This window comes from Nostoc sp. ChiQUE01b, from assembly GCF_034531255.1.
Lineage (GTDB): Bacteria > Cyanobacteriota > Cyanobacteriia > Cyanobacteriales > Nostocaceae > Nostoc.
Genome location: NZ_JAVRBM010000003.1, coordinates 13674 through 37852 on the forward strand (window position 1 = coordinate 13674; position 24179 = coordinate 37852).

At 39.9% G+C, this 24179-nt stretch carries 21 protein-coding genes; 12 read left to right on the forward strand and 9 right to left on the reverse strand.

Annotated features, from left to right (window positions below; all coding sequences use genetic code 11):
* Nucleotides 1–69: 69 nt before the first annotated feature.
* A complete protein-coding gene (locus RMY63_RS03085) occupies nucleotides 70–636 on the reverse strand; it encodes an HD domain-containing protein (RefSeq protein WP_322727287.1) in 567 nt (188 codons plus the stop codon).
* A gap of 238 nt (nucleotides 637–874) precedes the next feature.
* Between RMY63_RS03085 and RMY63_RS03090 the strand changes: the two genes are divergently transcribed.
* From RMY63_RS03090 to RMY63_RS03100, 3 genes are all read left to right on the forward strand, one after another.
* Entirely contained in the window at nucleotides 875–1615 is a 741-nt protein-coding gene (locus RMY63_RS03090) for a DUF2993 domain-containing protein (RefSeq protein WP_322727288.1), read from the forward strand.
* A gap of 33 nt (nucleotides 1616–1648) precedes the next feature.
* On the forward strand, nucleotides 1649–2200 hold the full coding sequence (locus RMY63_RS03095; RefSeq protein WP_322727289.1) for a DUF2231 domain-containing protein: 552 nt from the start codon (nucleotides 1649–1651) through the stop codon (nucleotides 2198–2200).
* A gap of 481 nt (nucleotides 2201–2681) precedes the next feature.
* Nucleotides 2682–3089 (forward strand): hypothetical protein, encoded by a 408-nt coding sequence (locus RMY63_RS03100; RefSeq protein ID WP_322727290.1) that lies wholly within the window; start codon nucleotides 2682–2684, stop codon nucleotides 3087–3089.
* Nucleotides 3090–3186: 97 nt separating this feature from the next.
* Here the strand turns inward: RMY63_RS03100 and RMY63_RS03105 are convergent, their stop codons facing one another.
* A complete protein-coding gene (locus RMY63_RS03105) occupies nucleotides 3187–6510 on the reverse strand; it encodes an alpha-mannosidase (protein ID WP_322727291.1) in 3324 nt (1107 codons plus the stop codon).
* Nucleotides 6511–6597: 87 nt separating this feature from the next.
* On the opposite strand from RMY63_RS03105, the gene RMY63_RS03110 reads away from it, so the two are divergent.
* Both RMY63_RS03110 and RMY63_RS03115 read left to right on the forward strand, forming a co-directional pair.
* Nucleotides 6598–8238, forward strand: a complete 1641-nt coding sequence (locus tag RMY63_RS03110; protein ID WP_322727292.1) for a hypothetical protein — start codon at nucleotides 6598–6600, stop codon at nucleotides 8236–8238.
* A gap of 195 nt (nucleotides 8239–8433) precedes the next feature.
* Entirely contained in the window at nucleotides 8434–8730 is a 297-nt protein-coding gene (locus RMY63_RS03115) for a hypothetical protein (RefSeq protein WP_322727293.1), read from the forward strand.
* 4 nt (nucleotides 8731–8734) lie between these two features.
* On the opposite strand, the gene RMY63_RS03120 is transcribed toward RMY63_RS03115, so the two are convergent.
* On the reverse strand, nucleotides 8735–9625 hold the full coding sequence (locus tag RMY63_RS03120) for a 1-acyl-sn-glycerol-3-phosphate acyltransferase (protein ID WP_322727427.1): 891 nt from the start codon (nucleotides 9623–9625) through the stop codon (nucleotides 8735–8737).
* 314 nt (nucleotides 9626–9939) lie between these two features.
* Here RMY63_RS03120 and RMY63_RS03125 point away from each other — a divergent pair, with 314 nt between their 5' ends.
* Nucleotides 9940–10860 (forward strand): alpha/beta hydrolase, encoded by a 921-nt coding sequence (locus RMY63_RS03125; protein WP_322727294.1) that lies wholly within the window; start codon nucleotides 9940–9942, stop codon nucleotides 10858–10860.
* A gap of 174 nt (nucleotides 10861–11034) precedes the next feature.
* On the opposite strand, the gene RMY63_RS03130 is transcribed toward RMY63_RS03125, so the two are convergent.
* The 6 genes from RMY63_RS03130 to RMY63_RS03155 form a co-directional block, all read right to left on the reverse strand.
* On the reverse strand, nucleotides 11035–11871 hold the full coding sequence (locus RMY63_RS03130) for a hypothetical protein (RefSeq protein ID WP_322727295.1): 837 nt from the start codon (nucleotides 11869–11871) through the stop codon (nucleotides 11035–11037).
* 330 nt (nucleotides 11872–12201) lie between these two features.
* A complete protein-coding gene (locus RMY63_RS03135; protein ID WP_322727296.1) occupies nucleotides 12202–12531 on the reverse strand; it encodes a hypothetical protein in 330 nt (109 codons plus the stop codon).
* Between the two features lie 50 nt (nucleotides 12532–12581).
* The gene (locus RMY63_RS03140; RefSeq protein WP_322727297.1) at nucleotides 12582–13352 is read right to left on the reverse strand and encodes an SDR family NAD(P)-dependent oxidoreductase; all 771 of its coding nucleotides are present in this window, start codon (nucleotides 13350–13352) and stop codon (nucleotides 12582–12584) included.
* Between the two features lie 6 nt (nucleotides 13353–13358).
* On the reverse strand, nucleotides 13359–13604 hold the full coding sequence (locus RMY63_RS03145; RefSeq protein ID WP_322727298.1) for a hypothetical protein: 246 nt from the start codon (nucleotides 13602–13604) through the stop codon (nucleotides 13359–13361).
* A 20-nt stretch (nucleotides 13605–13624) separates the two neighbouring features.
* On the reverse strand, nucleotides 13625–14632 hold the full coding sequence (gene arsS / locus RMY63_RS03150; protein ID WP_322727299.1) for an arsenosugar biosynthesis radical SAM (seleno)protein ArsS: 1008 nt from the start codon (nucleotides 14630–14632) through the stop codon (nucleotides 13625–13627).
* A 471-nt stretch (nucleotides 14633–15103) separates the two neighbouring features.
* On the reverse strand, nucleotides 15104–16291 hold the full coding sequence (locus RMY63_RS03155; protein ID WP_322727300.1) for a tetratricopeptide repeat protein: 1188 nt from the start codon (nucleotides 16289–16291) through the stop codon (nucleotides 15104–15106).
* A gap of 413 nt (nucleotides 16292–16704) precedes the next feature.
* Here RMY63_RS03155 and RMY63_RS03160 point away from each other — a divergent pair, with 413 nt between their 5' ends.
* From RMY63_RS03160 to RMY63_RS03185, 6 genes are all read left to right on the forward strand, one after another.
* Nucleotides 16705–17967 carry a proton extrusion protein PcxA gene (locus tag RMY63_RS03160; RefSeq protein WP_322727301.1) on the forward strand — a complete coding sequence of 421 codons (1263 nt, stop codon included), beginning with the start codon at nucleotides 16705–16707 and terminating at the stop codon, nucleotides 17965–17967.
* A 151-nt stretch (nucleotides 17968–18118) separates the two neighbouring features.
* On the forward strand, nucleotides 18119–18595 hold the full coding sequence (locus tag RMY63_RS03165) for a hypothetical protein (protein ID WP_322727302.1): 477 nt from the start codon (nucleotides 18119–18121) through the stop codon (nucleotides 18593–18595).
* A 415-nt stretch (nucleotides 18596–19010) separates the two neighbouring features.
* A complete protein-coding gene (locus RMY63_RS03170; RefSeq protein WP_322727303.1) occupies nucleotides 19011–19880 on the forward strand; it encodes a polyphosphate kinase 2 family protein in 870 nt (289 codons plus the stop codon).
* A gap of 147 nt (nucleotides 19881–20027) precedes the next feature.
* A complete protein-coding gene (locus tag RMY63_RS03175; protein WP_322727304.1) occupies nucleotides 20028–20654 on the forward strand; it encodes a chemotaxis protein CheB in 627 nt (208 codons plus the stop codon).
* 682 nt (nucleotides 20655–21336) lie between these two features.
* Complete coding sequence (locus RMY63_RS03180; protein ID WP_322727305.1) at nucleotides 21337–23232, forward strand: CheR family methyltransferase; 1896 nt, start codon at nucleotides 21337–21339, stop codon at nucleotides 23230–23232.
* A gap of 344 nt (nucleotides 23233–23576) precedes the next feature.
* The gene (locus RMY63_RS03185; RefSeq protein WP_322727306.1) at nucleotides 23577–24173 is read left to right on the forward strand and encodes a tRNA-(ms[2]io[6]A)-hydroxylase; all 597 of its coding nucleotides are present in this window, start codon (nucleotides 23577–23579) and stop codon (nucleotides 24171–24173) included.
* Nucleotides 24174–24179: the final 6 nt, after the last annotated feature.

Below are 24179 nucleotides of genomic sequence, written 5' to 3' on the forward strand. Positions count from 1 at the left end.
CGTGTTTGGAAAAAATCTATTTGTCTAGTTTTGATAAATCTTTTATCTACTTCAGAGTAAATAATTTTTTTATTTGGATGCTAACACTTCAATTTGCAAAATCACCCGTTCTAATTCCTCAATTATTACAGTGCTTTCAGTTTTTTTAAAAGCATCTACAAGCGCCCGATAATACCAAAGAGTACCTTCTTTACGCCCATGAAAACGTTCCCAAAGTGATTCGCCCAAAATGCGATAATCTTTGAGAATAGACTGGGCATTGTAAAGTTTATCAGCTAATGACACAAGCAGTACTGATGGGGAAGCTGTAGGAATATGAGCAATATATGCCTCTTTGCGCTGTCGCCAAGGGGGTTTTGGAGTTGTATCAGCGTCAGTACAACCATCTACAATTGCTGTTACATTGTCACCAAAACGACGGCGAATTTCTTCTCGTGTTGCAGCGCCACCTTGATCTTCGATCGCATCGTGTAAGAGGGCTGCGATCGCTTCATCTTCATTTGCACCGTATTCTAAAGCAATACTGGCGACACCTAATAAATGAGCTATGTAGGGAACATCTGAACCTTTACGAACTTGGTTAGCGTGCAGTTGGGTGGCGTAGGTCAGGGCTGTGGTAAAACGTTCTGAGAGCATTGTATAAAAAAATTCCAGCAGTCAGAAGAACTCAACCGAAATATTGGGTTTGTGTCAATTTTATAACAAATCGCTCCAAGTGCAGAGGTAATAAAGGATGAAAGGGGTACGGAGGGAAAATTCAAATTAGATAAACAACATTTAAATCTATATTCCATCGCCAGATAGATAAAACTCTGCTGTTAGTTTATTAAATTTACTCAAGGATGTACTTCAAACTAGGAGTTAACTCAACATAATGCCAGACAATCCTGGATTAGGAGAGCAAGCGCTCAATAAAGCGGCAGAAATAGGATTATCTAGTCAATTAGATGAAGTAGAAAATTTAGATGTAGACATCAAGACAGACCCGCTGAAACTGGTTCAGGGAGAGGTGGATGAAGTCACGATTGAAGGTCAAGGTTTGGTGATGCAGAAAGACCTCCGCATGAAGGAGCTGGAAATGCAAATGACTAGTGTTGCCATTAATCCTCTAAGTGTAGCTTTTGGCAAAATTGAACTAACTAAACCGACTAAAGCTCATACACAGGTTGTGTTAACCGAAGCTGATATCAATCGTGCTTTCAACTCCGAATATGTGCGATCGCAACTACAAAGTCAAAAAATACATATTAACAGACAATTGAGGACTATTGAACCTCAAGATGTAGATTTTCGATTACCGGGTGATGGGAAAGTAGCACTAAATGCCAGCATAAAATTAGTAGAAACTGATGAAAATCAGCAAGTTGCTTTTTCCGCAGTTCCCAGAATTAGCAGCAATGGAAAAAGTGTTAGTTTGGAAAATATCGAGTATGGCGAAAGTGAAGAAATATCGTCAGATTTGACAAAAGCTTTGATAGATCAAACTAGCGAAATTTTGAATCTAAGTAATTTTGATTTAGATGGCATAAGTTTGCAAGTCAACCAACTAAAAGTAGAAGTAGGCAAACTAATCCTACAGGCTGAAGCTTATGTGGAAAAAATTCCTTCAGCTTAAAAATGTAACGTTCATAAATTCAGGATACTAATAATGGAAACTACAGAAACAACGCAAACAGGTTCAACACCTTTTCCAAATATTCCACCAGTTATTGAAAGTAACGACAGTGAGTATCGTGATACCGGTGTACCCAGTACAGTTGCGATCGCCGGACATCCCCTACACCCGTTGAGTGTGATCTTTCCCATAGCCTTTCTAGCCGCCGCTTTGGGAAGTGACGTTGGTTACTGGTTAACTGGCGATTTCTTTTGGGCTAGGGCTTCGCTATGGTTAATCGGACTTGGACTAGCTGGAGGTCTGCTTGCATCTGCGATCGGTCTGAGCGACTTTTTGAAAATTGAACGAGTCCGCAAGCGCGCCGCCGGTTGGACGCATTTGATACTTAACGTTTCTATACTAGTTTTATCACTCGTTAACTTTCTCTTACGCTTGGGCGACGCTGAGTCCCGAATATTACCTTGGGGACTGTTAATCTCGCTTGTTGTCGGTACACTGACTAGTGCTTCTGGTTGGTTCGGTGCTGAACTCTCCTATCGCCACAAAATTGGTGTAGTAGGTGGAGGTAGCAGAAGATATCCTTAAAGGAGGCAGAAGATAGGAAAAACGCAGCACTTAACAAGATAGTTGGTCGGAGCTAGAAACCCAGTGACAGATTATTATTTACAGCTTCCGCTAAGAATATTTAGCAGTTATCGTTTGTATTTGATACAGTTTTGATACATCTTGTGGGATGGAGATGAGTCCGATCTAAGGTTTTACCAAATCAAAATTTGGGAGGATATTTCCCTTACCCAGTAAGGCTTTTGAACCCATCTCACAACAAAAAATGTCGCTTGTTTAATTAATAACTGTATACTTTATCTATGTGGTGAAAAAAATTACATCCTGTTAAATACTAACTCTTTATATACACAAGCTTATAAAAATTACAATTATACAAAAGTGTGAGATTGCAATATTGAATTTTATACTAAATTAAGTTTAAAAAAGTGTGCGAACGGTAATTTTCAGACTTGAAAGTGTTTTAATAAAGTTATTACCGAAAGTTTAGAGAAGCAAAAACATGAAAGGTTTCAGGAAGTTATCTTCAATAGCAGTATTGCTATTTGCCTTTGTGTCTCCGCCCTCATTAGCTGAAGCGAAAGATATTTCTCTAAGTAATGCTCTGAATGAACAGAGCGTTGCACCAGATGCCAACCTGGTTGAAAATAAAACCGGAGAGCTTTTGATTGCTCAACGGCGGTCAAGACGATACTATAGACGACGGCAGATAATCCGACAACGGCAGCCCTTCGGACGATACCAGATTATCCGACGACGGCAGCCTTACGGACGATATCAGAGAATCCAACGACGGCAGCCTTACGGACGATATCAGAGAATCCAACGACGGCAGCGTTTTGGACAACGCCAGATTATTGAACGACGGCAGCCCTACGGACGATACCAGATTATCCGACGACGCTATTAGATATAGGCGTGAAAATGACGTAGGCATAATTCATGAATTATACCTACTAAGGATTTCGGATAAGGCAGATAAATCACTAACCATTAGCTATAGTGGCTCACTCCAGCCTGGGATTAATCGCTGGTATCACCTTGAAATTGGCGATTTTCCAAGGTTGTATCATCAAGATTTGTTGCTGAGATGAAAATTCAGTACTGGTGGAACGCTCTAATAAATCTACTGTATTTCCGAGATTCAAACCTAAATCACTTTGCAAAGATAACTCGGCTGTTTCTCCGTGAGATTCATAACATCGCAGAATTAAATGTTGAGGATCATCTTCAGATGGTTTCAAGGCCATCAAGATCAAATTTTCAGCTGATAAGTCTAGGAAACTTACTCCTTCAATAGTACTGTTAGCGATAGCGGAGGGTTGAGCCAGTGGCCAATTCAATATCACTTGCAACGGTATATTCAATTCATAGCCACGCCGTACTGTATGGGCTGATTCCCAGCTATCAGCATGAGGATACAAGGTATATTTGAACTCATGAAAACCTCGGTCAGCTTCTGGGTCTGGCCAATTAGAACTGCGTAGCAGTGTTAGGCGGAGTTGATTTGGTTTGCTGTCATAACCGTATTTACAATCATTGAGCAAACTGACACCATAACGATTTGGGATTGCGGTATTTGTCTGTGTGTCCTCTGCTGTTAAATCAGCCCAACGCAAAGCAGGAACTTCCCATTTTGCTTGTTCTGCGGGGGTTTGCAGTTTAGTTGGGCGGCGAATCGCGCCACAGGGAATTTCATAAGTAGCAAAGTCGGCTTCAATATTTAGAGGAAAAGCAGCTTTCACTAATACATGATTTTCTTGCCAATTGACAGTTGTAGCGATGTTCAGCAGAGGTGAACGATTTTGCAGAATATAGTCTTGGCAAAATTCCGATTCACCCAACTGACGCACCACGCGCACACGACTTTGCACTGGGCCTTGTTCTAACCACTGAATAGATTGAAGATTTGTTGAGGGTAAGGGATGTTGAGCATAATTGGGGTCTATATTCCAAGCATCCCAATATTGCCCACTGTCTTTAAAAGCTTGCAGTTGATTTCCCGCCCCACTCAAAACTTCCCGTTGATAAGTTTTGTCAAAAACACTTGATAAATCTCCGGTGTCAGGATCTATAACAACTCGCAAGAATTCATTTTCTAAAATCCAGTCTGGGAGGAGTGAGGGAGATGGGGGAGATGGGGGAGATGAGGGGGATGAGGGGGAAAGCCAAAATATGCGGTAGCCTACGGGTGGAATTTCGGTGGCGAGAAATATTAGGGTTGATGGTTCAGATAATTGGGAGACAAGCTGCTTTCCAGAAACATCGTAAATTTGCCATTCTTGGGTAATTTTTGGTGGCGTGGGTAAGGCTACAGAGACTACCTCAGAACGTTGCCAATTGAGAGAATTGAAAACAAAAATAGGCAGACTATCGGGTTTTGGTGGTTCTGATAGGGTAATGTGAGATGCGATCGCTAAAAGTGATTCCTGTAATATTTTCGTTCCCACTTGTTGGACTTGTTGCCATTGGGGCAAGGCATCTGTGTAAACTTGGGTAATTGAAGAACCAGGTAAAATATCGTGAAACTGTTGAAATAACACCAATTTCCAAGCTGCTTCAATTTCTGCCTTGGGATATGTCACACCACAGCTTACAGTTGCCAAGGTAGCAAATAGTTCAGCTTGATATAATAAATTTTCACAACGACGATTCCAGCGTTTTTGATCTGCGTGGGTAGTGTAGCAACCACGATGAAATTCTAAGTATAGTTCGTTACTCCAAGTAGGGAATGAGGGATATGAGGGGGATGAGGGGGATGGGGAAGCAGGGGAAGCAGGGGGAGAATAATAACTCTTGACTCCTAAATTCTGACTCCTGCCTTCTGCCTCCTGCCTCCTGCCTCCTTTACTGATTTGCTGTAAATACTTTTCAGCCGTCGTAAATTCTAAGTCTGGAAATAAAGGCGACTTTTGCCAGCGTTGGGCGGTTTCTAACATATCACGGGTGGGGCCGCCGCCGTGGTCGCCGACACCGGGAAGCCAGAGAGATTCTGGTAAACTAGTTTGGGTTTGCCACTCAAGAGCATAAGTTGCCATTTTAACTGGGTCTATAGCTTCACCGATGAGTGCAGACATTAAACTAAAGACTTCACTGCCGTCAGGCGATCGCCACCAAAAAGCCCCATAATCAAATTTAGTAGTATCATTCCACCGTAACTTCTGCGTTACAAAATACTCAATTCCAGCATTAGCGAAAAACTGCGGTAAAGTTGCACAGAAACCAAAAGAATCTGGAACCCATTCCACAGTTGAAAGCTTGCCAAATTTCTCCTGAATGTAGCGCTGACCATACAATAGCTGACGGACTATTGATTCACCAGTAATTAGGTTGAGTTCTGGTTCCACCCACATTCCGCCGACAACTTCCCAACGTCCAGCAGCTACCTGTGCTTGAATCGCCCTAAACAAATCCGGGCGATGTTCTTCAATCCAAGCATAAAGTGCGGGACTTGAATGACAGAAAATTAACTCAGGAAAATCTTCTTGCAACTTCAAAACCGACTCAAAAGTATTTTGCGCCGCATTCCAAGTTTCACTCACAGGCCATAACCATGCTAAATCTAAGTGAGCATGACCCAATAAAAAAATTTTAGATTTTATATCCCTAGCCTTCAAAAAGGGGGCTAAGATATCGGATTGAATTAAATTTTGACGTAGAGATAAAAACGACTGTACTAACTCTCCTTCCTCCTCCGTGTTCTCTGCGCCTCTGCGGTTCGTAACCTCCCCCACCATCGCCGCCAAAACATCCAACCTCTCCGGCGCAAACTTTTCTAAATAAAGTTGCACCACAGCTAACTCATCAGCCACAAAACCCGGATCGGGATTATTATTAACATAAGACTCATAAACTAAGAGCGATCGCACTAAAGCACCATCACAATGTCCCGGACTCACTAACCGCAAAGCCACAGTGAATTCTTCCCCTGGTGTCACTTCCTGACTGAGAAGCACTCTCGGCGAACAATCAAATAAATCACCCTCCAGCACTAACTCGCCATTTACATAAATCTCAGCAGAATCCGCCCACCAAACCAGCGCCAGCCGCAAAGATAACCCAGCTAAGGGATAGCCGTGTAAATCTTGGGGAACCACCAATCTTTGCACTAGCCATAGCACTTTTTTCCCGCCCATCCAAGCAATATGTTCTTTAGCATTCAACTGGACTGGTTGCCAATCAGACAAATCAGCAGCTACAACATCAGTAATAACTAAGTCAGATTCCTGATACAGCCACGTAGACTGAAGATTAACTTGACAAAAAGAGCGCAGTTGCTCAATTGCTTGTGAAATAAATTTGGTCTGGGATTGAGAGACAGTCGGGGTCATATATTCGCTAAGATGAGGTGTTGGTCGTTTTTATTGTTTGGCGCGAGTCTCACAACTTAACAAGACTTGAACTAAAAAATTACTACTATGTCTTCTGGTTCCTCTGGTCGTTATCAAAGCAGACTATTTAACTTTATCCACCAGCAATCTCGGCGGGTGACACAACAGTGGGAACATACCTTTCGGCATTTGCAAGTTGCCACTAAGTGGGGTGTCGAGGTACTACTTTACCCAGTGTATCTACTGTTTCAGTCATCTGAATTATCTGGGAAAACGCTACATACTAAAGAACCACAAACTAGATTAAAGTTACAACCAAATGATACCGATTTCCAGCCTGAAACTCTACCCAATGCTGATAGTCCCATTCAAAATGTACTAGAGGCTGTCAATTACCTGTCATCAGATGAACCCGCCTCCACTCCTACGAAAGCATCTAAACATTTCAATCCCTTGGCTTTATTGGGAGTTTTTCGGCTGAAATTCGTTGAAAATAACTCTAATTTTACTCAATCATCAAATATTACAGTTAATCAAGCTGTCAGTCTCAACCCTTCACAATTAGACAATGCCCTTCAACAGCGTCTTCCAATAGTGCGAGGAATTGCCACAAATTTGATGAATCGAAATTTAGTATTTGTTACTGCCGACAATGAAATTCTAGATATCTTAACACCCGAACAACAGGCAAAATTAGAAAACAGAATTATTAATGAAGTTGCTAAGTACTGGCAGTCTAGGCGTTTGATTGTAGCTAAAAAAGAAACGCAGTTATTACCACAAATTGACCGATTATTAGCAAAACTCACTAACGTAAATCCAGCTGAAATTGCAGTTTTAGCGGAGGGTATACCAAAAGATTTACTCAATACAGATAGATTATTAGCATTTCTAGATATAGCCATTGCTAAGTTGGAATCGAATGCTTTAGTCCCAGTGCAAGAACGTAGCCAGGAAATTGTCCAAGTTGTCCAAACTCAGTTAAATATATTTCTTTATGGCAAAGAGCAATTAGCTGCCAAAGGAGAAATTGCCCTTAACGCTGATGGTTTAGAAACTCATTCACAGAATTTTCAGGCTTTGATTGAGGCGGCGCTTAATTACTTTTTTGGTATTGGTAATAGAAAAACACTTGAGACAACAACCAGCAATGAGAGATTGCCAGGTAAACTATTTCCATCACGCCTGAGAAAAGCTTTGTCGAAAAGCCCTCTGGTAGAGAATCAGGATTTAACAGACGATCCTTGGCTAACGTGGAATGATTTATTTGGTGACACCAAAACCGTTGCTGACAAGCCAGTTACACTTTCTGGGGGGAAAAATCCTGCTTTAGCCCCAAGTTTATCAATAGGGCATTTTCCACAAAAGAATTTGAGTGTAAAACAATCTCAAGTCGGATCTGGTTTAGTACAAAGAAAACAACCAAGTAGTAATCTCGCCTCAAATCAAAAAACATCTGGAAAAGTCGCTTCTGTAAAACAAACTCAAACCCGCATTTCCCAAACTAAAAGCGAGAGTCGTAAAGGGGAAATTTTGCAACAGCAATTTCACCAAAGCAGTCAAGTTGAGGCACAGCCAGACTGGATAGAAACCACAGCAACTTCAACTGGTTATGAAAAGCACCCCTTAGAGCAACTTTTGGAATGGCTTGATTATATTATGGTCTGGCTAGAAGAGAGATTTGTAAAGATTTTTCAGTCGTTGCGGCAGCTATGGCAAAGAAAATAAGCTAAGGGATATTTTTTAAAAATTTACTATAATATTCACAATTTTACAATTCAGATTTTTGGAATAAATATAGGGTGCGTTAGCAAAGCGCAACACACCATACATATACTCTGAAATTTTGAATTTTGTTAGCGCAGCGTTAGCGAGTCCCCGAGCGTCATTTTGAATTTTGAATTGTTATTGGTGGTTGTCTAAGTGAAAATTATTGTTTACTGTAAATACTTTAATTTCAAAAATCCATTAGATAAACCGAAAATTGAGACGTTTGTAGTAAATGTATCTCAAATCCCGAAGATAGGTGAAACAATTGTAGTGGAAAGAATTTCACCCCAAAAGCAGTTTGTAATTATCTTTGAGTACATTGTGACAGCAGTACAATTTAATGTTTCTAAAGAATCGGCTGATGCCGCAGATGCTCAAGTAAACGCATTTTTGAACCACTGTTGGGAGGGAACATCAAATTTCAAAGTTACAAACTTTTTAGAACAATAATCTCTCACCACAATATATGATTGAGTAAATAACGTAACAGCTTTAATCCTGTTGGTTCAGGGTAATCAGTTGGCAAAAGAGCCAGCATTGCATTTTGCAATTTTCCTAAAGCTATATCTACTTCCTGGCGCTTTGGTCTGGTTGTTTGAAGAAAGTGTAATGGTTCGCCTACCCGAATTGTTAACTCTTTTCCCAAATAGAGGTCATGAGTTCCAATCAGCCCAATTGGAATAATCGGTACACCAGCCCGCAAGGCATAGATTACAGTCCCGCGCTTCAAAGGGAGATGCAATTGAGCTTCAGCAGTTCCTAGTCTTCCTTCAGGAAAGAGAATCATCCCATCCCCACGAGTCAAAATTGCCAGAATAATCCGGTCTATTTGTCGCAGTGTATGCATGTCTTCCCCTGTGGTTACTGTCTGTTTAATTGCTGCGGCTAGCTCAACTAAATCTTGCCTTCCTGCTTTAGCCGCTTCTATGACAGCAATTTCTTCTTTCCACACCCGTTTCAAAGGAATCACACCCCCTGCAAAATCCAGGATGAAGCGCTTCCACCACTTGTTATAGAGGGTACGAGCATCGCCCAGGATGTAATAGTAAGGTTGGGTAGGGAGTTCAGCTAAGAGGAGCAAGGGATCGATGTGGTGGAGATGGTTGACTGCTAAAATTGCAGGTTTCTGAGGTATCCTTTCAAGGTGTTCGACCCTTACTTTGAAAAAGGAATAGATAAGCGATCGCATTACAAAGCGACGCAGCCCAGAGTTGGCTCTAGGTTCGGAATGCCCTTTACTTATAGCTTCGAGGCGATTGAGAGTTTTTTCGATAATTTGGCGAACAGCGCCATCGCCAGCCGCAGCTATACCCTCTTTTACTCGCTTGATTGCGGCGGTACTCAAGGATGGCAAAGTTTCTGATTGTGTTCTATTTTCCTGCTGATGGCTAGATTTTGAGTCGGTATGAACTTCGGAAGTTGCCCCATCAGCTAAGTCTTCTTGAACTGACTCGTTAGAAGAACTTTTGATAACACCCTCTTTGAATTCATAAAATAATCATAATTCTTGAGGTTATATCATTCACCAACCCACGGTTAGAAGTTGTGGAATTATTTTCAGGATACTTTAAATAGATGAGGGTAACTCAATTAACTGTAATTACTATATATATTGACTTTTTAGTAGCTTGTTGGGAGAATACGTAAAAAATTAACCAGATGATTGACCATAGCGATCGCCTAGCTTCTCGTAAAGAAGGCAGATTCCCAGGTGTTGGAGGACTTGAACTGTATTACCAAAGCTGGCATCTTGAGGGTAAAGTACGGGCAATTTTAGCCATTGTGCATGGACTTGGAGCGCACAGCGATCGCTACAGTAATATAATTGAGCATTTGATACCCAAGCAATACGTTGTCTACGCATTAGACTTGCGCGGTCATGGACGCTCACCGGGTCAGCAAGGCTATATCAACGCTTGGAGTGAGTTTCGTGAAGACTTGAGAGCTTTTTTACAGTTAATTCAGACTCAGAATCCTGGATGTCCAGTTTTTCTCTTGGGTCATAGTTTAGGAGGGGTAATTGTCTTAGATTACATTCTCCGCTATCCCCAACAAGCATCATTATTGCAGGGTGCGATCGCTCTCGCGCCAAGCTTGGGGAAAGTAGGGGTTTCACCGATTCGGGTACTTTTAGGAAAAATGCTTTCACGGGTGTGGCCGCGTTTCACCCTGAATACAGGCATTGACATCAGTGCTGCTTCACGAGATCCGCAGGTTTTAGCCGCCATTGCTCAGGATACACTGCGACATACCCTTGCTGCTGCCCGTCTAGCTACAGAATTCTTTGCAACAGTTGATTGGATTAATGCTCATGCAGGTGATTGGCAATTACCATTATTGATTCTGCACGGTGGTGCAGACCGAGTAGCTTTGCCGGGGGGAAGCGACATTTTTTACCAACGGGTAAACTGCAAAGATAAGCTGAGAATCGAGTATCCGGGAGCCTATCACGAAATTCAGAGTGATATAAATTACCGCGAGGTAATGGCTGATTTAGAGGATTGGTTAGAGCGACACCTATCATCTGAGGTGGTGCAGTTAGAGCGGGGAAGCGCTGAGTTAGAGTTTCCCAGTTCTTAACCTTTCAGTACTGAGGCTTGATCACTGTATCATCAACTAATGCGTAAGCGTAGCCCGTCGTAGACATCGCCTCTCAATTTCTTGATGATAGAATTCTTGCATCATGATTATTTTTTTAATTTTGAGATGTAATGGAAATCACAAAATTGTCGAGTCAAGAGTATCTCATTAACGTTACATACCAGATTCTTTTTTAAATGCATAGGGAGCATAATTTTTGATGCCAATGTTTATATTATTTTGACGATGCATAATGGTTTTAATATAGTTTTTAAGACCTGACATTGTAACCAAATCAACTCTGTAATTTCCTCTTGTATAGTTTTTTGTATTGTACTCAAATCGGAAAGGAGCGGAGTCTACTTCTTCAATATGTATATCTCCAGAATCAGTCAGTTCAGCCGTAACTAGTGTGCCATCTAAAATAACAAGAGGTTGAAAAAAATTCCACTCAGTTGGTTCTTCTAAGATATTAGAAGTCGTTTTATTGCCATCCAATTTATTGCGTTCATAATATTCTTCACAAGCTTTACATGCCGCTATAAAGGCTGGATACCACCGAGAAGGAGTATTAGGATCTTTAAAGGCGTGGTGTATTCCTGAGCCTTCCCAGCCCTTAATAGCTAATAAAGAATGTTTTGTAATATATTCAACGAGGTTGAAATTCTCAGTAGGAAGATTAATACAATCAATTAGATTATTCCAAGCACATGATTGAAAATACGGATGCGGATAATTACGAAAAACAATCCAAGGCTGTTCTGATTTTTTAACTTCAGCACATATATGTAAAAAATTTGAAACACAGAATTTATTGTTAACTTTTAAATGTGCTGAATAATAAGCATAAATATCAATTTCTCTGCTTTTATTTTCATCTTTGTCAAAATAGCATTTGCCTGCCTCTACTCGCCATCCAAGTGAATTCAATATCTTTAAAACAAGCATTTCTGCTCCAAAACCAGATTTTTCTAAGTCTTTAATTATCTTATTTTTTAAATCTTCATTCATGTATTTTTTAGGGTAATTGGTTTAATGTTTTGGTTCTTGCGTTGGTTTTATGGTAGAGCATTAAAACCGCAGTTTTATAGAAAGGCTCAAAAAATTAAAACCCAGTCACGGCAATAAATCTAGCCTATCTTTAGATTTTATTGATTATTTTGTTCCATAAAATGAACTGAAGAACCAATGTTTTTATCCTATAGAAATCCTACTTGAATATTGCTAATTATACTGATAAGCAAATCTTTGTATAGCAAACTTATAAGCAGTTTAGTTGTTCAAAAATCAAATAGGAGCCTTAATTTTAAGAAAAAGGCGATCGCATATTAAAATGCAGAGTCAGTTATGTACATTATCTGAAAAATAGATTGCTGAAGATTGAGAGTTTTTTTCAACCAAAATAGGTTCTCCCTTTACTCCTCCACGGGTAAGAGTACAAATCTTATAAAGGTTTTCACACTCAAAGATTGCTAAAACTAGCTCTTTCCCTGTTTGGTAAGAGGATGGTAAAGGTTTCCCTACCTCGCATTCCATATCAATTTCGTTATCACGCCACTGTAACTTCCAAATACGCTTTTCGGTTATTGGTGCTTTAAGAGACTGAGCAAGAGCACTATACACCTGCTCTGCTTTGATATCATCCTTGGCTGCTGGCACAAAAAACTTCATAGGCTGAGGTTACAAATAACGTAGGTTTCATTAGCACCAGCGTAACGCAGTTACCAAGGCAATCTGCTCCCATCCCATGAGAAAAACTGTCCACTATCGCCTTCTTGAAGCTGTTCGATGACAGCCAATAATTGGGTAACAGTGCGTTCCACTGAAAATAATTTTTCCGCAGGTACATTTCCCTGGAAAGGACGAGAAAGGCGGGTATCAGTTGTACCAGGATGCAATGTTACTATTAATGCTTTCGGACAACTTCTTTTATACTCAATTGCCGCAGTTCGCATCAACATATTGAGTGCTGCTTTAGAAGCCCGATAGCCGTACCATCCACCAAGTTGATTATCGCCAATACTGCCCAATTTAGCAGAAATAGTGGCGAACACGCTGCGTTGTCCATGACGAAACAGAGGCAATAAATGTTTAGCCAGCAAGACAGCACCAATACTATTTATCTGAAAGTAGCGCAGCAAATTTTCTGAATTGATCTGTCTTAAGCTTTTTTCAGGTTGCAAAGTATCTTCATGTAACAGTCCTACACAGTTGACTACCAAATGCAGTTTGTCAACTTGAGTATGTATTTTTTGAACAGCTTCAATAATCTGTAACTCGTCAGTAATATCCATCTCCAAAAAAATTAATCGCTTAGGATATTCGTCTGCAAGAGCTATTAACTCTGAGGCCGATTTCAGTTGACGAGAAGTTGCATAAATTTTAGCTATTCTGTCATCTTGTAGCAATTTTTTTACAAAACCTAAACCAATACCTTGGCTGGCTCCCCCAATCAAGGCATTGACAGGATTAATTTCATCGATAAAAGACATATCAATTTAGGTAACTTGCGGAGGTATTTGATATTCATAGCGAGAGACAAAATAAGCACCAACTTGTCTGTCGCTGTAATCATGCAAACCAAAGCCTTCATGTACTGCTCTTAGGCGCAAACGCAAAGCATCGCAATCTAGACGTAAATAACGTTTACTAAGTCTTTGTGAGTATTCAACAACCCAAGCCAGCAGTATCGAACTGCGAAGCAATGTACAAATGCTGACTCTTCCCCAGAGATATCGAACCACAAAAGTAAATGCTCTAGTTCTTAGAGCAAAGCGCCACTACAACTAGAACCACACCCAGCAGTACAACCATAGCAATAAGCAGCAGTTTGTACCTCACTAATCAGGTCTAAATTACCAGTTTCTAACAATTTGCCAACTGTCAAAGTTTCACCATTGCGAGTTTTTGCAGGCAAATTCATCATTTGGTTAAAGTCACAATCATATACATTGCCCAGATAGTCAATTGAAAGTTCATCACGACACATTAAATGTTCAACTGTGCTGGGATTAAAATGTGACTCTAAAAACTGCAAATAGCTAGCGTACAGTTTTCTCCGTTCTAAATGCATTTTGGTTCTACCAACTGGTAGGTTAGTAAAGGTGAAGAGGTTGTTAAACACAATATTAAAATGTTCTTGTAAGAACATTTTGTAATCTCGTTCTAGGTTACTCTGTTCGGGAGCTAAAGAAAATTTTTCATCGGTGGGCAACTGAGGATTAAAAACCAAGTCCAAAATTAAATTTTGGTCTTTACCATAGCCGAGTTGGTTAAGCCACTGCAAAGCTTTAACTGAACTATCAAAAACACCAGTACCGCGCATTTTATCAACATTATCTGCTAAGTAACAGGGTAGAGAAGCCACAATTCTTACTTGATGTTTAGCAAAGTATTCTGGTAAATCACCAAATCCATCTTCAAAATAAATCACCAAATTAGACCGGACAATCACTTGTTTATCAGTTGCTTTTGCTGCTTCTACCAGTGGCTTAAATCCATAATTCATTTCGGGTGCACCACCAGTCAAATCCACAATTTTAATTTCGGGAAATTCATGGATTAGTAAAATCAATTGTTCGCAAATTTTAGGAGAAAGTTCTTCTGTACGTTTTGGCCCGGCTTCGACATGACAGTGTGTACAGGCAAGATTACAACGCTTACCTAGATTAATTTGTAAAACAGTGATTCCTTTTTTGGTCAAGGGTGAACTGAGTTTGTTTTTAAAGGCTGTGACTGCTGTATCTAGCAAAATTTTTGTTTGAGTTTGCATTAGTTACTACTCCTAAAAAATTATAGCGGTTCTCGGTTGAGTAGGTACTGAACCCCACCCCCAACCCCCTCCCCGCTTTTCGAGAGCAGGGTGGTTTCATACAAGCAGAGAAAAACTAAAACTGGGTTTCAAAGCCTCTCCCCCCGTGGGCTATCCATTACCCGGATCTTTCTTAACATTTGCGAGAGTATTCACTCACGTTTTTTATAACCCTGATTCGTTCGTCGTTAATTCTCAATAAAAACCTACTTTTAGCGAGAATATTAAGAGGTAACTTGTCAAGTATGCCTCACACCGAGCGTGTTTAAGATGCCTACAAAACAAGCGTTTCAAGATTGTAAAGAAAGATGTGACTAATGGATAACCCCGTGGGGGAGAGGAATGGAAGTGAGGGAAAAAGCCCGGACACAAAACGATAAATCAAGACTTATGTATTTTTCTTTTTTCGTATGAAACCACCCTGCCTCACCTCTACATCAACTCCATCTCCTGCAATCCCTGGCGTAGTCTCTTCGCCTCTTCGGGATTATACCTTTCATGAAGGGCGATCGCTTTTTTAAAAGCTGTTAAACTATCTTGATGATTGCCAATTTTCAGCAACACTACCCCTAAATTTTGATATGCTTCGGCATAGTTAGGATTTAAGGTGATTGCATGTTGATAATATACGATCGCATCTGCAAATAAACCCAAAGCCTTAAATGTCATCGCCAAATTATAATGTCCAAAAACAAAAGTAGGGTCAATTTTTAAAGCTGTGACATAAGCAGTTTTCGCACCGTTGAAATCTCCTGCTGCTTTGAGTAAGTTACCCAAGTTGTTGTATGCTCCTAGTTTGAGCATGGAATAAATTGGCAATTTGATGGCAGCTTGATAGTGAGAAATTGCTTGTGGGGATTTTTGCAACCGACTGTAGGCAATGCCTAAATGATAGTGGAGTTCATATAAAATATCGTAGTTGTCTTCAGCAACGGTGATTCCTCGTCTCAGTAAATCCATACCTTGAGAAATTTTCCCAGTTTGCACATACAACGCTCCTAATTTACTGCAAACATAAGGATCGTTGGGATAAGTTGCAAAAAACCCTTCCATCGCCGTAGCGGCTTTGGCATATTTGTTATTTTGAGCGATCGCACTTTTTTGATATCCTGTGTGTACAAGTGCAACCCCAGGTAAATAACCTATTTGCCAATGGGGTTCTCTGGTTAAAATTTCTGACACGCTATCATCTACCAAAGCATGGTAAGGACGGTCAAAACGAATGTCTGGATGATTGCGGAATAGCCTGGAAACCAAAGAATAGGGAGATTGTTCTGCACCAACTTCCTGGCGGACGAGGTTGATGAGCAAATATTCATCTGTTGCGATCGCCTCTCGCAACTGCGGTACAATTGTTGGAGTCAGAGTTTCATCAGCATCTAATACCAAAATCCAATCACCAGTGACATATTTGAGAGCTGCATTGCGGGCAGCACTGAAGTCATTACACCATTTAAAATGATGGACTTTTGCACCGAGTTGTTGGGCAATATTAGGAGTGCGATCGATTGAGCCTGTATCCAAGACTATCATTTCATCCACTACTTTTCTCACACTGCTCAGGCATTTAGGCAGTGTTGCTGCTTCGTTTTTCACAATCATGCATAGACTCAAACTCATAATTTAAAAATTGGGAGTGGGGATGAGGGAAATGAGGGGGATAAGGGAGATGAGAAAGCAATATCTCTACTTCTTATTTTCTTTGAGAGTGATAGACTCTGCATAGTAGAAGATTTGCCTCGATTATGAAATGTTACAATCAAGGCTTTTGGATGGGGCAGAAACACTGATAATTGGTATCAATGATGACAGTGTAACGGATAAACTGCCAATCTAAATAACCAGTGTCAATTTATGCTAATCTGTCTGATTTTACAGGTAATATGAAATTGCTAGCGTAGACGTAGCCCGCCCTTAGACATCGCATCAGGGAGTATTACCTGAATCTTGATTGGACTAACTATTTAGCTGTTATTACCCATTTTCTATGATTATATAACTATAATACACATTATCTAAAAGTCATATATATAATGAAAAATTCACTTACCAGAACATTCCAAAAATATTTGCGATCGCTTAAGCGTTGGTTTTCAGATACGCCAGAAAGGGCACTTTTAGAAGCTTACCAAGCAGCTCAGAGAATTAAAAATATTGAGATCGAACATTTTGATAGCAAAAAAATATCTTTACAATCAGTAAAGTATACTGAAAATGTAATGTCTTATTGGCAAGTATATCTTAATAAGAACTTAACTATTATTAAGATCAGGCTTGCAGAATTCCAGCTTAGTCGAGGAATTGTCAATATCTCTAATTCTGTTTTATTAGAAAAATTGAAGGTTATTGATGAAGTAGTAGAAAGGTATGCTATCAAAGATAAAGTAATTAATAATACTTCCTTAGTGTCAACTTATCAGCCTTTAAACATTAATGATAACGAAATAAAAAAACAGCTAAATTCATCTGACATAAATAATACTCAAGTTAACGCTCCAATTCAAAAAAATAGACGTACTAAGAGTTCTATTGGCAGAAGAATTAATAAAATTCAAGCAGATTTTGCACCGCAGACAGAAGAAGAGTTTGTCAGGAATTATCGCATTTCTAAAGGTAGAACAATAATTGCCCTGCGATTTGTGATAGTTCTCATTATTGTACCGCTTTTAACTCAATATTTATCTAAAGAATTTATCGTAACTCCAATATTAGAAAGAGTTAGAGGAGATAATACAACTAAAATATTCATCAATTCTGACATGGAAAAAGAAGCTCTCCATGAATTACATAATTTTCAAGAAGAATTGAGATTTGAATATTTTATTAATCATGCACCACCACTTTCTTCCGAGCTAACACAAGAAAAAATCAAAAGTAAAGCGATTGAAATCTCTGAAGAATTCAGCAGAAAAAGTAATAGTAGTATTAGTAATGTTTTTGCCGATCTAATATCACTCTTTTCTTTTGGTATAGTTATCGCCCTGAGCAAAAGAGAAATTGTGATTCTTAAGTCTTTTATGGATACCATTGTCTCTGGTCTGAGTGATAGTGCCAAGGCTTTTTTAATTATTCTCTTTACAGATATATTTGTAGGATTTCACTCACCAGATGGCTGGGAAGTCCTTCTTGCGGGATTAGCAGAACATTTAGGTTTACCAGCCAGTAGAAATGTAATCTTTTTCTTTATTGCGACATTTCCTGTAATTTTAAACACTATCTTTAAATACTGGATTTTCCGCTATCTCAGTCGTTTATCTCCATCGGCATTAGCTACATTAAAAGAGATGGACGAGTAATTAGTAATTATCCAACACCTAAATTCACTTCCTTTGAGTAAAAAATGTGTTTTTTATTATAAATCAATTAATTACGAATTACGAATTATTTTCACGCATTTGTCTTTTGATTCGCTAGGCTATGTATATCCTGGTTTTTCTGAAGTATACTATGGATTTTGAAAGCCAAGCTAATGCCTCAACTCCTACAGACAACATAGAGTTTGCTCAAGCAACTACTACCCGTAAGCCGTTGGAACTGCTGCGAGATACTGAGGCTTTGCTTCGTCGCCCAACTGTAGCGAAACTGTCGCCGATTTTGCCACCAAAACTGAGCAATAGATTCCAAGCAACCTCATCTTTGGCAGATGACTCTTTTAAGGAACTGGCAGAAATTGACCTAAATACTATTAGTGATTTTGAACTGCGTCCTGCACGAATTCTTGTTGGCTTGAGCCTTGTTGGTTTTGGGGCACTCATGATATTGCTGCTGCTGTTATATTTAAACACATTGCATCCAAAAACCAGTACAGTTGAGCAGATTGGGCAATATTGGTATCAATATATTTGGTTTGTCAGTTTAGGTGTCACGGGGATGTTTATCTTAGGACGTGAAGCTATGCGTCCTATGCCAAAGCGACGGAAGTAATTCATAATTAAGTTTTGTCATTGAGATATGAGTGAACAAAAATGTAGAGAGGTAAGCTAATGCGCCTATATATTGCACTATTTTCCGTATAGACCGTCATTAGTCATTAGTCAAAAGTGTTTTTAAGGACAAAGAACAAATGACTAATGACAGCCAACTCCAAAAATATTTCCCAATTTAGGACTGCTATAGCAGTGCTAACTCTCTACAAGGTTTCTGGATAACGCATAATAGTTAAAAAATCAGAATAAAATTTGCTGAATAAATATACTAATTCTTCTAGATTCCTGATAAATTCTGACTCCTGAATCCTGAGTGTTGAATTGTTACTATTAATAAATTATAACTTTCAGTAATGAATAGTTAAAAATGTGCTTATGTATTATTAATAATTAGCTGTTAGGAAATTTTATACATGAATAATGATGCTTTCATTGTTCCACCTGATTCAAAAATTTCTTTGAAAAAAAACTATGACCCAGCTTATAAGACTGATTTTCATCAAAAAAGTGATGCTACAATCAAATTACAGGCAGATATTCAAAGACTAGCTAATTACCAAAATATTCTCTATGCTCAAAACACCTATGCTTTGTTAATTATTTTTCAAGCAATGGATGCTGCTGGCAAAGACAGCACTATTAAACATGTTACCTCTGGTGTGAACCCGCAAGGATTTCAGGTGTTTAGTTTTAAGGGCCCCAGTGCGGAAGAATTAGACCATGACTACTTGTGGCGTTCAATGAAAGCTCTGCCAGAAAGAGGTCGAATTGGCATATTTAACCGTTCATACTATGAAGAAGTACTAGTGGTTCGCGTCCATCCAGAAATGCTTCAGAAACAACAACTTCCTCACTTCCCTAATGGAAACAAGATATGGAAACAGCGTTTTGAAGAAATCAATAACTTTGAAAAATATTTGGTTGATAATGGTGTAATCATTCTGAAGTTTTTTCTAAATGTCTCCAAGTCAGAGCAGAAAAAACGCTTTTTAAAACGGATTAACTCTCCTGAAAAAAATTGGAAGTTTTCAGATAATGATGTCCGAGAACGAGCTTTTTGGGATGATTATATGAATGCTTATGAAGAGGTTTTTAACAATACTAGTACTAAATGGGCACCGTGGTATATTATTCCTGCCGATCGCAAATGGTTTACCCGCCTGACCGTTGCCAATATTATCTGCACAAAATTAGAAGAACTAAATCTGCAATACCCAACAGTTAGTGAGGAACATAAGCAGCAACTTTTGGAAGCGAAACGTATTCTAGAGCAGGAAGATTAACCTGTGAATTTGATAGGTAAAGGCAAAAAAATGCTGAATTAGTTCAGATATACTGTAGAATATATGTAAATAAGAATAAAAAATTGTAACTTGATTAATGCTATTTGTAAATAAAGAAGTTACGCAAATAGTCATAGGCGCAAAATCATGATTGAGATGGCAGAAAATGCCAAAAATCATCCACCTCACTTTACTAATGTTGCCTTTGATATAGTGGCGATCGCAGCCTCAGCAGGCGGACTGACTGCTATAGTTAAAGTACTATCGACTCTAAAAGCAGAATTTCCAGCCGCGATCGCTATTGTGCAACACCTGGCTCCCGAACATCCATCGTTCATGGCAGAAATTCTCGGTCGGTGTACAGATATTATCGTTAAACAGGCACAAGAAGGAGATTTCCTTACCCCAGGAACGGCTTACGTTGCTCCACCCAATCGTCACTTGTTGGTTAACGGTGACGGTACACTTTCCTTATCACAGTCGGAATTAGTACATTTTTTACGTCCTTCGGCTGACTTATTATTTGAATCGGTTGCAGCTACTTACAAAGACAGAGCCATCGCCCTTGTGCTAACTGGAACGGGTAGCGACGGCGCACTGGGAGTAGAAGCAATTAAAAAAATGGGCGGTACTGTTATTGTCCAAGACGTAGAAACCGCCGAATTTGCCGGGATGCCCTCCGCCGCAATTAACACTGGCAATGTAGATTTTATTCTCCCTCTTGATGAAATTTCTACTACCCTGGTAAGTTTAGTCATGGGAAAATTTAACTAAACTTAGAGGCATGGGGACAAAAGAGCAGAGGAGATACAGCATTTTGCATCTAAATGAAGTATATCCTTACCCCCCTCCCCCTTAATCCCCCCGATGCATTGGGGGGAAATTCCCAATCTAGTTCCTTCCCCTTGGAAAGGGGGAGGGTTAGGGAGGGGTATTTTTGTACTTCATTAACTTGCAATAGGACTACTATTTGATTTTTGAAAAGATACGTAGGGTGCTTTAGCGATAGCGTAACGCACCATTCTTAAGGATTTGGTGCGTTACGCAAAACGCTAACGCACCCTACTGGCGTGGCAAGTCTTAAATGTTGCGATAGATTTTAGCTTTGTTTAGCGCTAAAGCGCAACTACGAACATTTTCTATTGCACTATTTTAGCTGTGTCACGCCACTACAAATACCTAATTTTGTTCAAAAATCAAACCGGATTCCTAAATCTGCTGTATGTATTAGAGTGCAACCAACTTAGTGTCAACATAGTTTAATGAGTCTTTAATACTCATTAATGAAGCTCAGAACTCCATTAATGAGGCTTTGAACTCCGTTAATGAAGCTCAGAACTCCGTTAATAAGTCTTTGATACTCGTGAATGAGGCTTTGATACTTGTGGACGCAAATTAGAACTCCACTCCTTTGCCCCCTGCCCACCTGCTCCCCTGCCCCCTGCCCTCCTAAGCTATGACTTCCGCAGAAAAAGATTCTAAATTTGAAAATCTACTGCTTTATCTCAAACAAAGCCGGGGATTTGATTTTACAGGCTATAAGCGCTCGACTTTGATACGTCGGGTAGTCAAGCGGATGCAGTCATTAACCATAGAAAATTTTGAAGAGTATCAAGACTATCTAGAAGTTTATCCAGAAGAATTCAATCATCTTTTCAACACCATTTTAATTAACGTCACTGCTTTTTTTCGAGATTCATCAGCTTGGGAAGACATAGCAGAGCAAATACTGCCTAATCTGATTAAGAAAAAAAAAGCATCCGAGCAAATCCGCATCTGGAGCGCTGGCTGTGCTTCTGGGGAAGAAGCTTATACTTTGGCAATGTTGATGGCCCAAATATTGGGAGCAGAGGAATTTCGCCGACGAGTGAAAATCTACGCCACAGATGTAGATGAAGATGCTCTCAACCAGGCTAGGCAAGCCGTGTATTCAGCAAAAGATGTCCAAACTATGCCAGATGAACTGCGGCATAAATACTTTGAAATTGTCGGGAACCGCTATGTTTTCCGCCAAGACTTACGCCGCTCAGTGATTTTTGGTCGCCACGATTTGCTTCAGGATGCGCCCATTTCGCGCTTAGATTTATTAGTCAGCCGCAATACATTAATGTATTTTAATTCTGAGACTCAAGGGCGAATTCTAGCCCGGTTTCATTTTGCACTAAATGATAATGGTTATCTGTTGTTAGGAAAAGCAGAGATGCTATTGATGCATTCTAGTCTGTTTACGCCAATAAACTTGAAAAACCGGATATTTACTAAGATATCGACAGTGAATTTACGCGAGCGCCTCTTAGTTATGGCAAATTCCGTAGATGACGAATCTAACAGCCGCTTGTCTCGAAACCTCCGGTTGCGAGATTTGGGTTTTGACACACCACCAATCGCCCAAATAATTATTGATATCAATGGCACTCTGGTAATGGTGAACGAGCAAGCGCGAACTTTGTTTGCTCTTTCCCCCAAAGATTTAGCTCGTCCCTTCCAGGATCTAGAACTTTCCTATCGGCCTGTTGAATTGCGATCGCTAATTGAACGGGCTTATGCTGAACGCCGTCCGATCAGCCTAACAAATATAGAGCGCTATGTGTCTAACACAGAAACCCAATATCTAGATGTACAAATTACGCCTTTACAAGAAACAGACACCAGTTTTTTAGGAGTCAGTATCTCCTTTCATGATGTCACCCGTTATATTAAACTCCAAGATGCCCTGCAACGTTCCCAACAAGAACTAGAAACTATTAACGAAGAATTCCAATCTACCAATGAAGAATTAGAAACTACTAATGAAGAATTACAATCTACCAATGAAGAGTTAGAAACTACCAACGAAGAACTCCAATCTACCAATGAAGAATTGGAGACGATGAATGAAGAGCTCCAATCTACTAATGAAGAATTACAGACAATTAATAACGAACTGAGCGAACGCACCACACAACTCAATCGCACAAATATTTTTCTCACCTCTATTCTCAAAAGTCTGCAAACGGGAATAGTGGTAATTAACGGCAACTTTAATATTTCTATTTGGAATTACATGGTAGAAGATTTATGGGGCTTGCGAACTAATGAAGTGATCGGCAAATCTATCTTCAGCTTAGATATTGGGCTACCCGTCGAGCAGTTGCGATCGCCTATTCGGGAATGCCTATCCGGGAAAAAGCAGTTTCAAGAAATGATCCTCGATGCTACCAATCGTCGGGGTAGGCAAATAGAATGTTACGTGACAATTACTCCACTGCTTGGCATTGAAATGCAAGGAGCAGTTTTGATGATGGTAGATGTAGAGAAAGTCAGCAGTATGATTTCTACTCAAGAAATTGAGAAACGGCGGCATCAGGAATGAAGGAAGTAGGGGAGCAGGGGGGCAGGGGGCAGGGCTTTCAAGGGTAGGTGTTTAAGAAAGTCGCCAAATGAAGGTATGATAGCGAACTGAGGTTTGTGGGTAGAAACCACAAATTTAGGGTGAGCGATCGTTAACTTTCAGGGAGGTTTTCTTTAGATGCAAGTGGTCAAGAATGAGCCATTAAACGAGTGGAAATGATAAGTCTTTGACCGGACATAATATAAGGCTTTTTAGCGAAACCCTTCACCGCCAGTCAATTATTGAACTTTGTCCAAAAAATATTCCGTTAAAATCAATTTACTACAATACTCAGCCAAATTTAAATTCTGGAGTTTTGTGACTCTGTGCTTATTCAGTTATCGACTATTAACGCCCTGAAACAGCCCACTAGCTCTGCTTGGGTTGAACAAGCGATCGCTAACTTAGATATTATCTTACTCGACCACTCCCACTGTGAACGCAAAGCAGCAGGTGTGGCTTTGAATATGATGTTTCGCTACCCTTCCAATACTAAAATGGTACGGGAGTTAACTGCGATCGCCCGCGAAGAACTAGAACACTTTGAGTTAGTCAACCAATGGTTAGAACGCCGGCATATTTCCCTAGCTCCCCTACCACCGTCTCCCTACGGCGCTCTTTTAAAAGCTGCTGTCCGCCCCAAAGAACCTGAGCGATTTCTAGATTCTTTACTAGTCGCTGGTTTAATTGAAGCTCGCTCTCACGAACGCTTGGGACTATTAGCTGCTCACTGTCCAGAGCCAGAGTTAGCAAAATTTTATCGTGGGCTAATGGCATCCGAAGCGCGTCACTACGGTATATATTGGGTTTTAGCTGCTACTTATTTCGACAAAGAAATTGTCATGCAACGGCTTGATGAATTAGCAATTGTCGAAAGCGAGTTGCTAGCGACTTTGCACCCAGAACCTAGAATTCACAGTTAGTAGACT

Excerpts from the sequence above, each read along its gene's own strand:
- RMY63_RS03085 (WP_322727287.1), bottom strand. The coding sequence starts at position 636 with ATGCTCTCAGAACGTTTTACCACAGCCCTGACCTACGCCACCCAACTG.
- RMY63_RS03090 (WP_322727288.1), top strand. The coding sequence starts at position 875 with ATGCCAGACAATCCTGGATTAGGAGAGCAAGCGCTCAATAAAGCGGCA.
- RMY63_RS03095 (WP_322727289.1), top strand. The coding sequence starts at position 1,649 with ATGGAAACTACAGAAACAACGCAAACAGGTTCAACACCTTTTCCAAAT.
- RMY63_RS03100 (WP_322727290.1), top strand. The coding sequence starts at position 2,682 with ATGAAAGGTTTCAGGAAGTTATCTTCAATAGCAGTATTGCTATTTGCC.
- RMY63_RS03105 (WP_322727291.1), bottom strand. The coding sequence starts at position 6,510 with ATGACCCCGACTGTCTCTCAATCCCAGACCAAATTTATTTCACAAGCA.
- RMY63_RS03110 (WP_322727292.1), top strand. The coding sequence starts at position 6,598 with ATGTCTTCTGGTTCCTCTGGTCGTTATCAAAGCAGACTATTTAACTTT.
- RMY63_RS03125 (WP_322727294.1), top strand. The coding sequence starts at position 9,940 with ATGATTGACCATAGCGATCGCCTAGCTTCTCGTAAAGAAGGCAGATTC.
- RMY63_RS03130 (WP_322727295.1), bottom strand. The coding sequence starts at position 11,871 with ATGAATGAAGATTTAAAAAATAAGATAATTAAAGACTTAGAAAAATCT.
- RMY63_RS03135 (WP_322727296.1), bottom strand. The coding sequence starts at position 12,531 with ATGAAGTTTTTTGTGCCAGCAGCCAAGGATGATATCAAAGCAGAGCAG.
- RMY63_RS03140 (WP_322727297.1), bottom strand. The coding sequence starts at position 13,352 with ATGTCTTTTATCGATGAAATTAATCCTGTCAATGCCTTGATTGGGGGA.
- arsS (WP_322727299.1), bottom strand. The coding sequence starts at position 14,632 with ATGCAAACTCAAACAAAAATTTTGCTAGATACAGCAGTCACAGCCTTT.
- RMY63_RS03155 (WP_322727300.1), bottom strand. The coding sequence starts at position 16,291 with ATGAGTTTGAGTCTATGCATGATTGTGAAAAACGAAGCAGCAACACTG.
- RMY63_RS03160 (WP_322727301.1), top strand. The coding sequence starts at position 16,705 with ATGAAAAATTCACTTACCAGAACATTCCAAAAATATTTGCGATCGCTT.
- RMY63_RS03165 (WP_322727302.1), top strand. The coding sequence starts at position 18,119 with ATGGATTTTGAAAGCCAAGCTAATGCCTCAACTCCTACAGACAACATA.
- RMY63_RS03170 (WP_322727303.1), top strand. The coding sequence starts at position 19,011 with ATGAATAATGATGCTTTCATTGTTCCACCTGATTCAAAAATTTCTTTG.
- RMY63_RS03175 (WP_322727304.1), top strand. The coding sequence starts at position 20,028 with ATGATTGAGATGGCAGAAAATGCCAAAAATCATCCACCTCACTTTACT.
- RMY63_RS03180 (WP_322727305.1), top strand. The coding sequence starts at position 21,337 with ATGACTTCCGCAGAAAAAGATTCTAAATTTGAAAATCTACTGCTTTAT.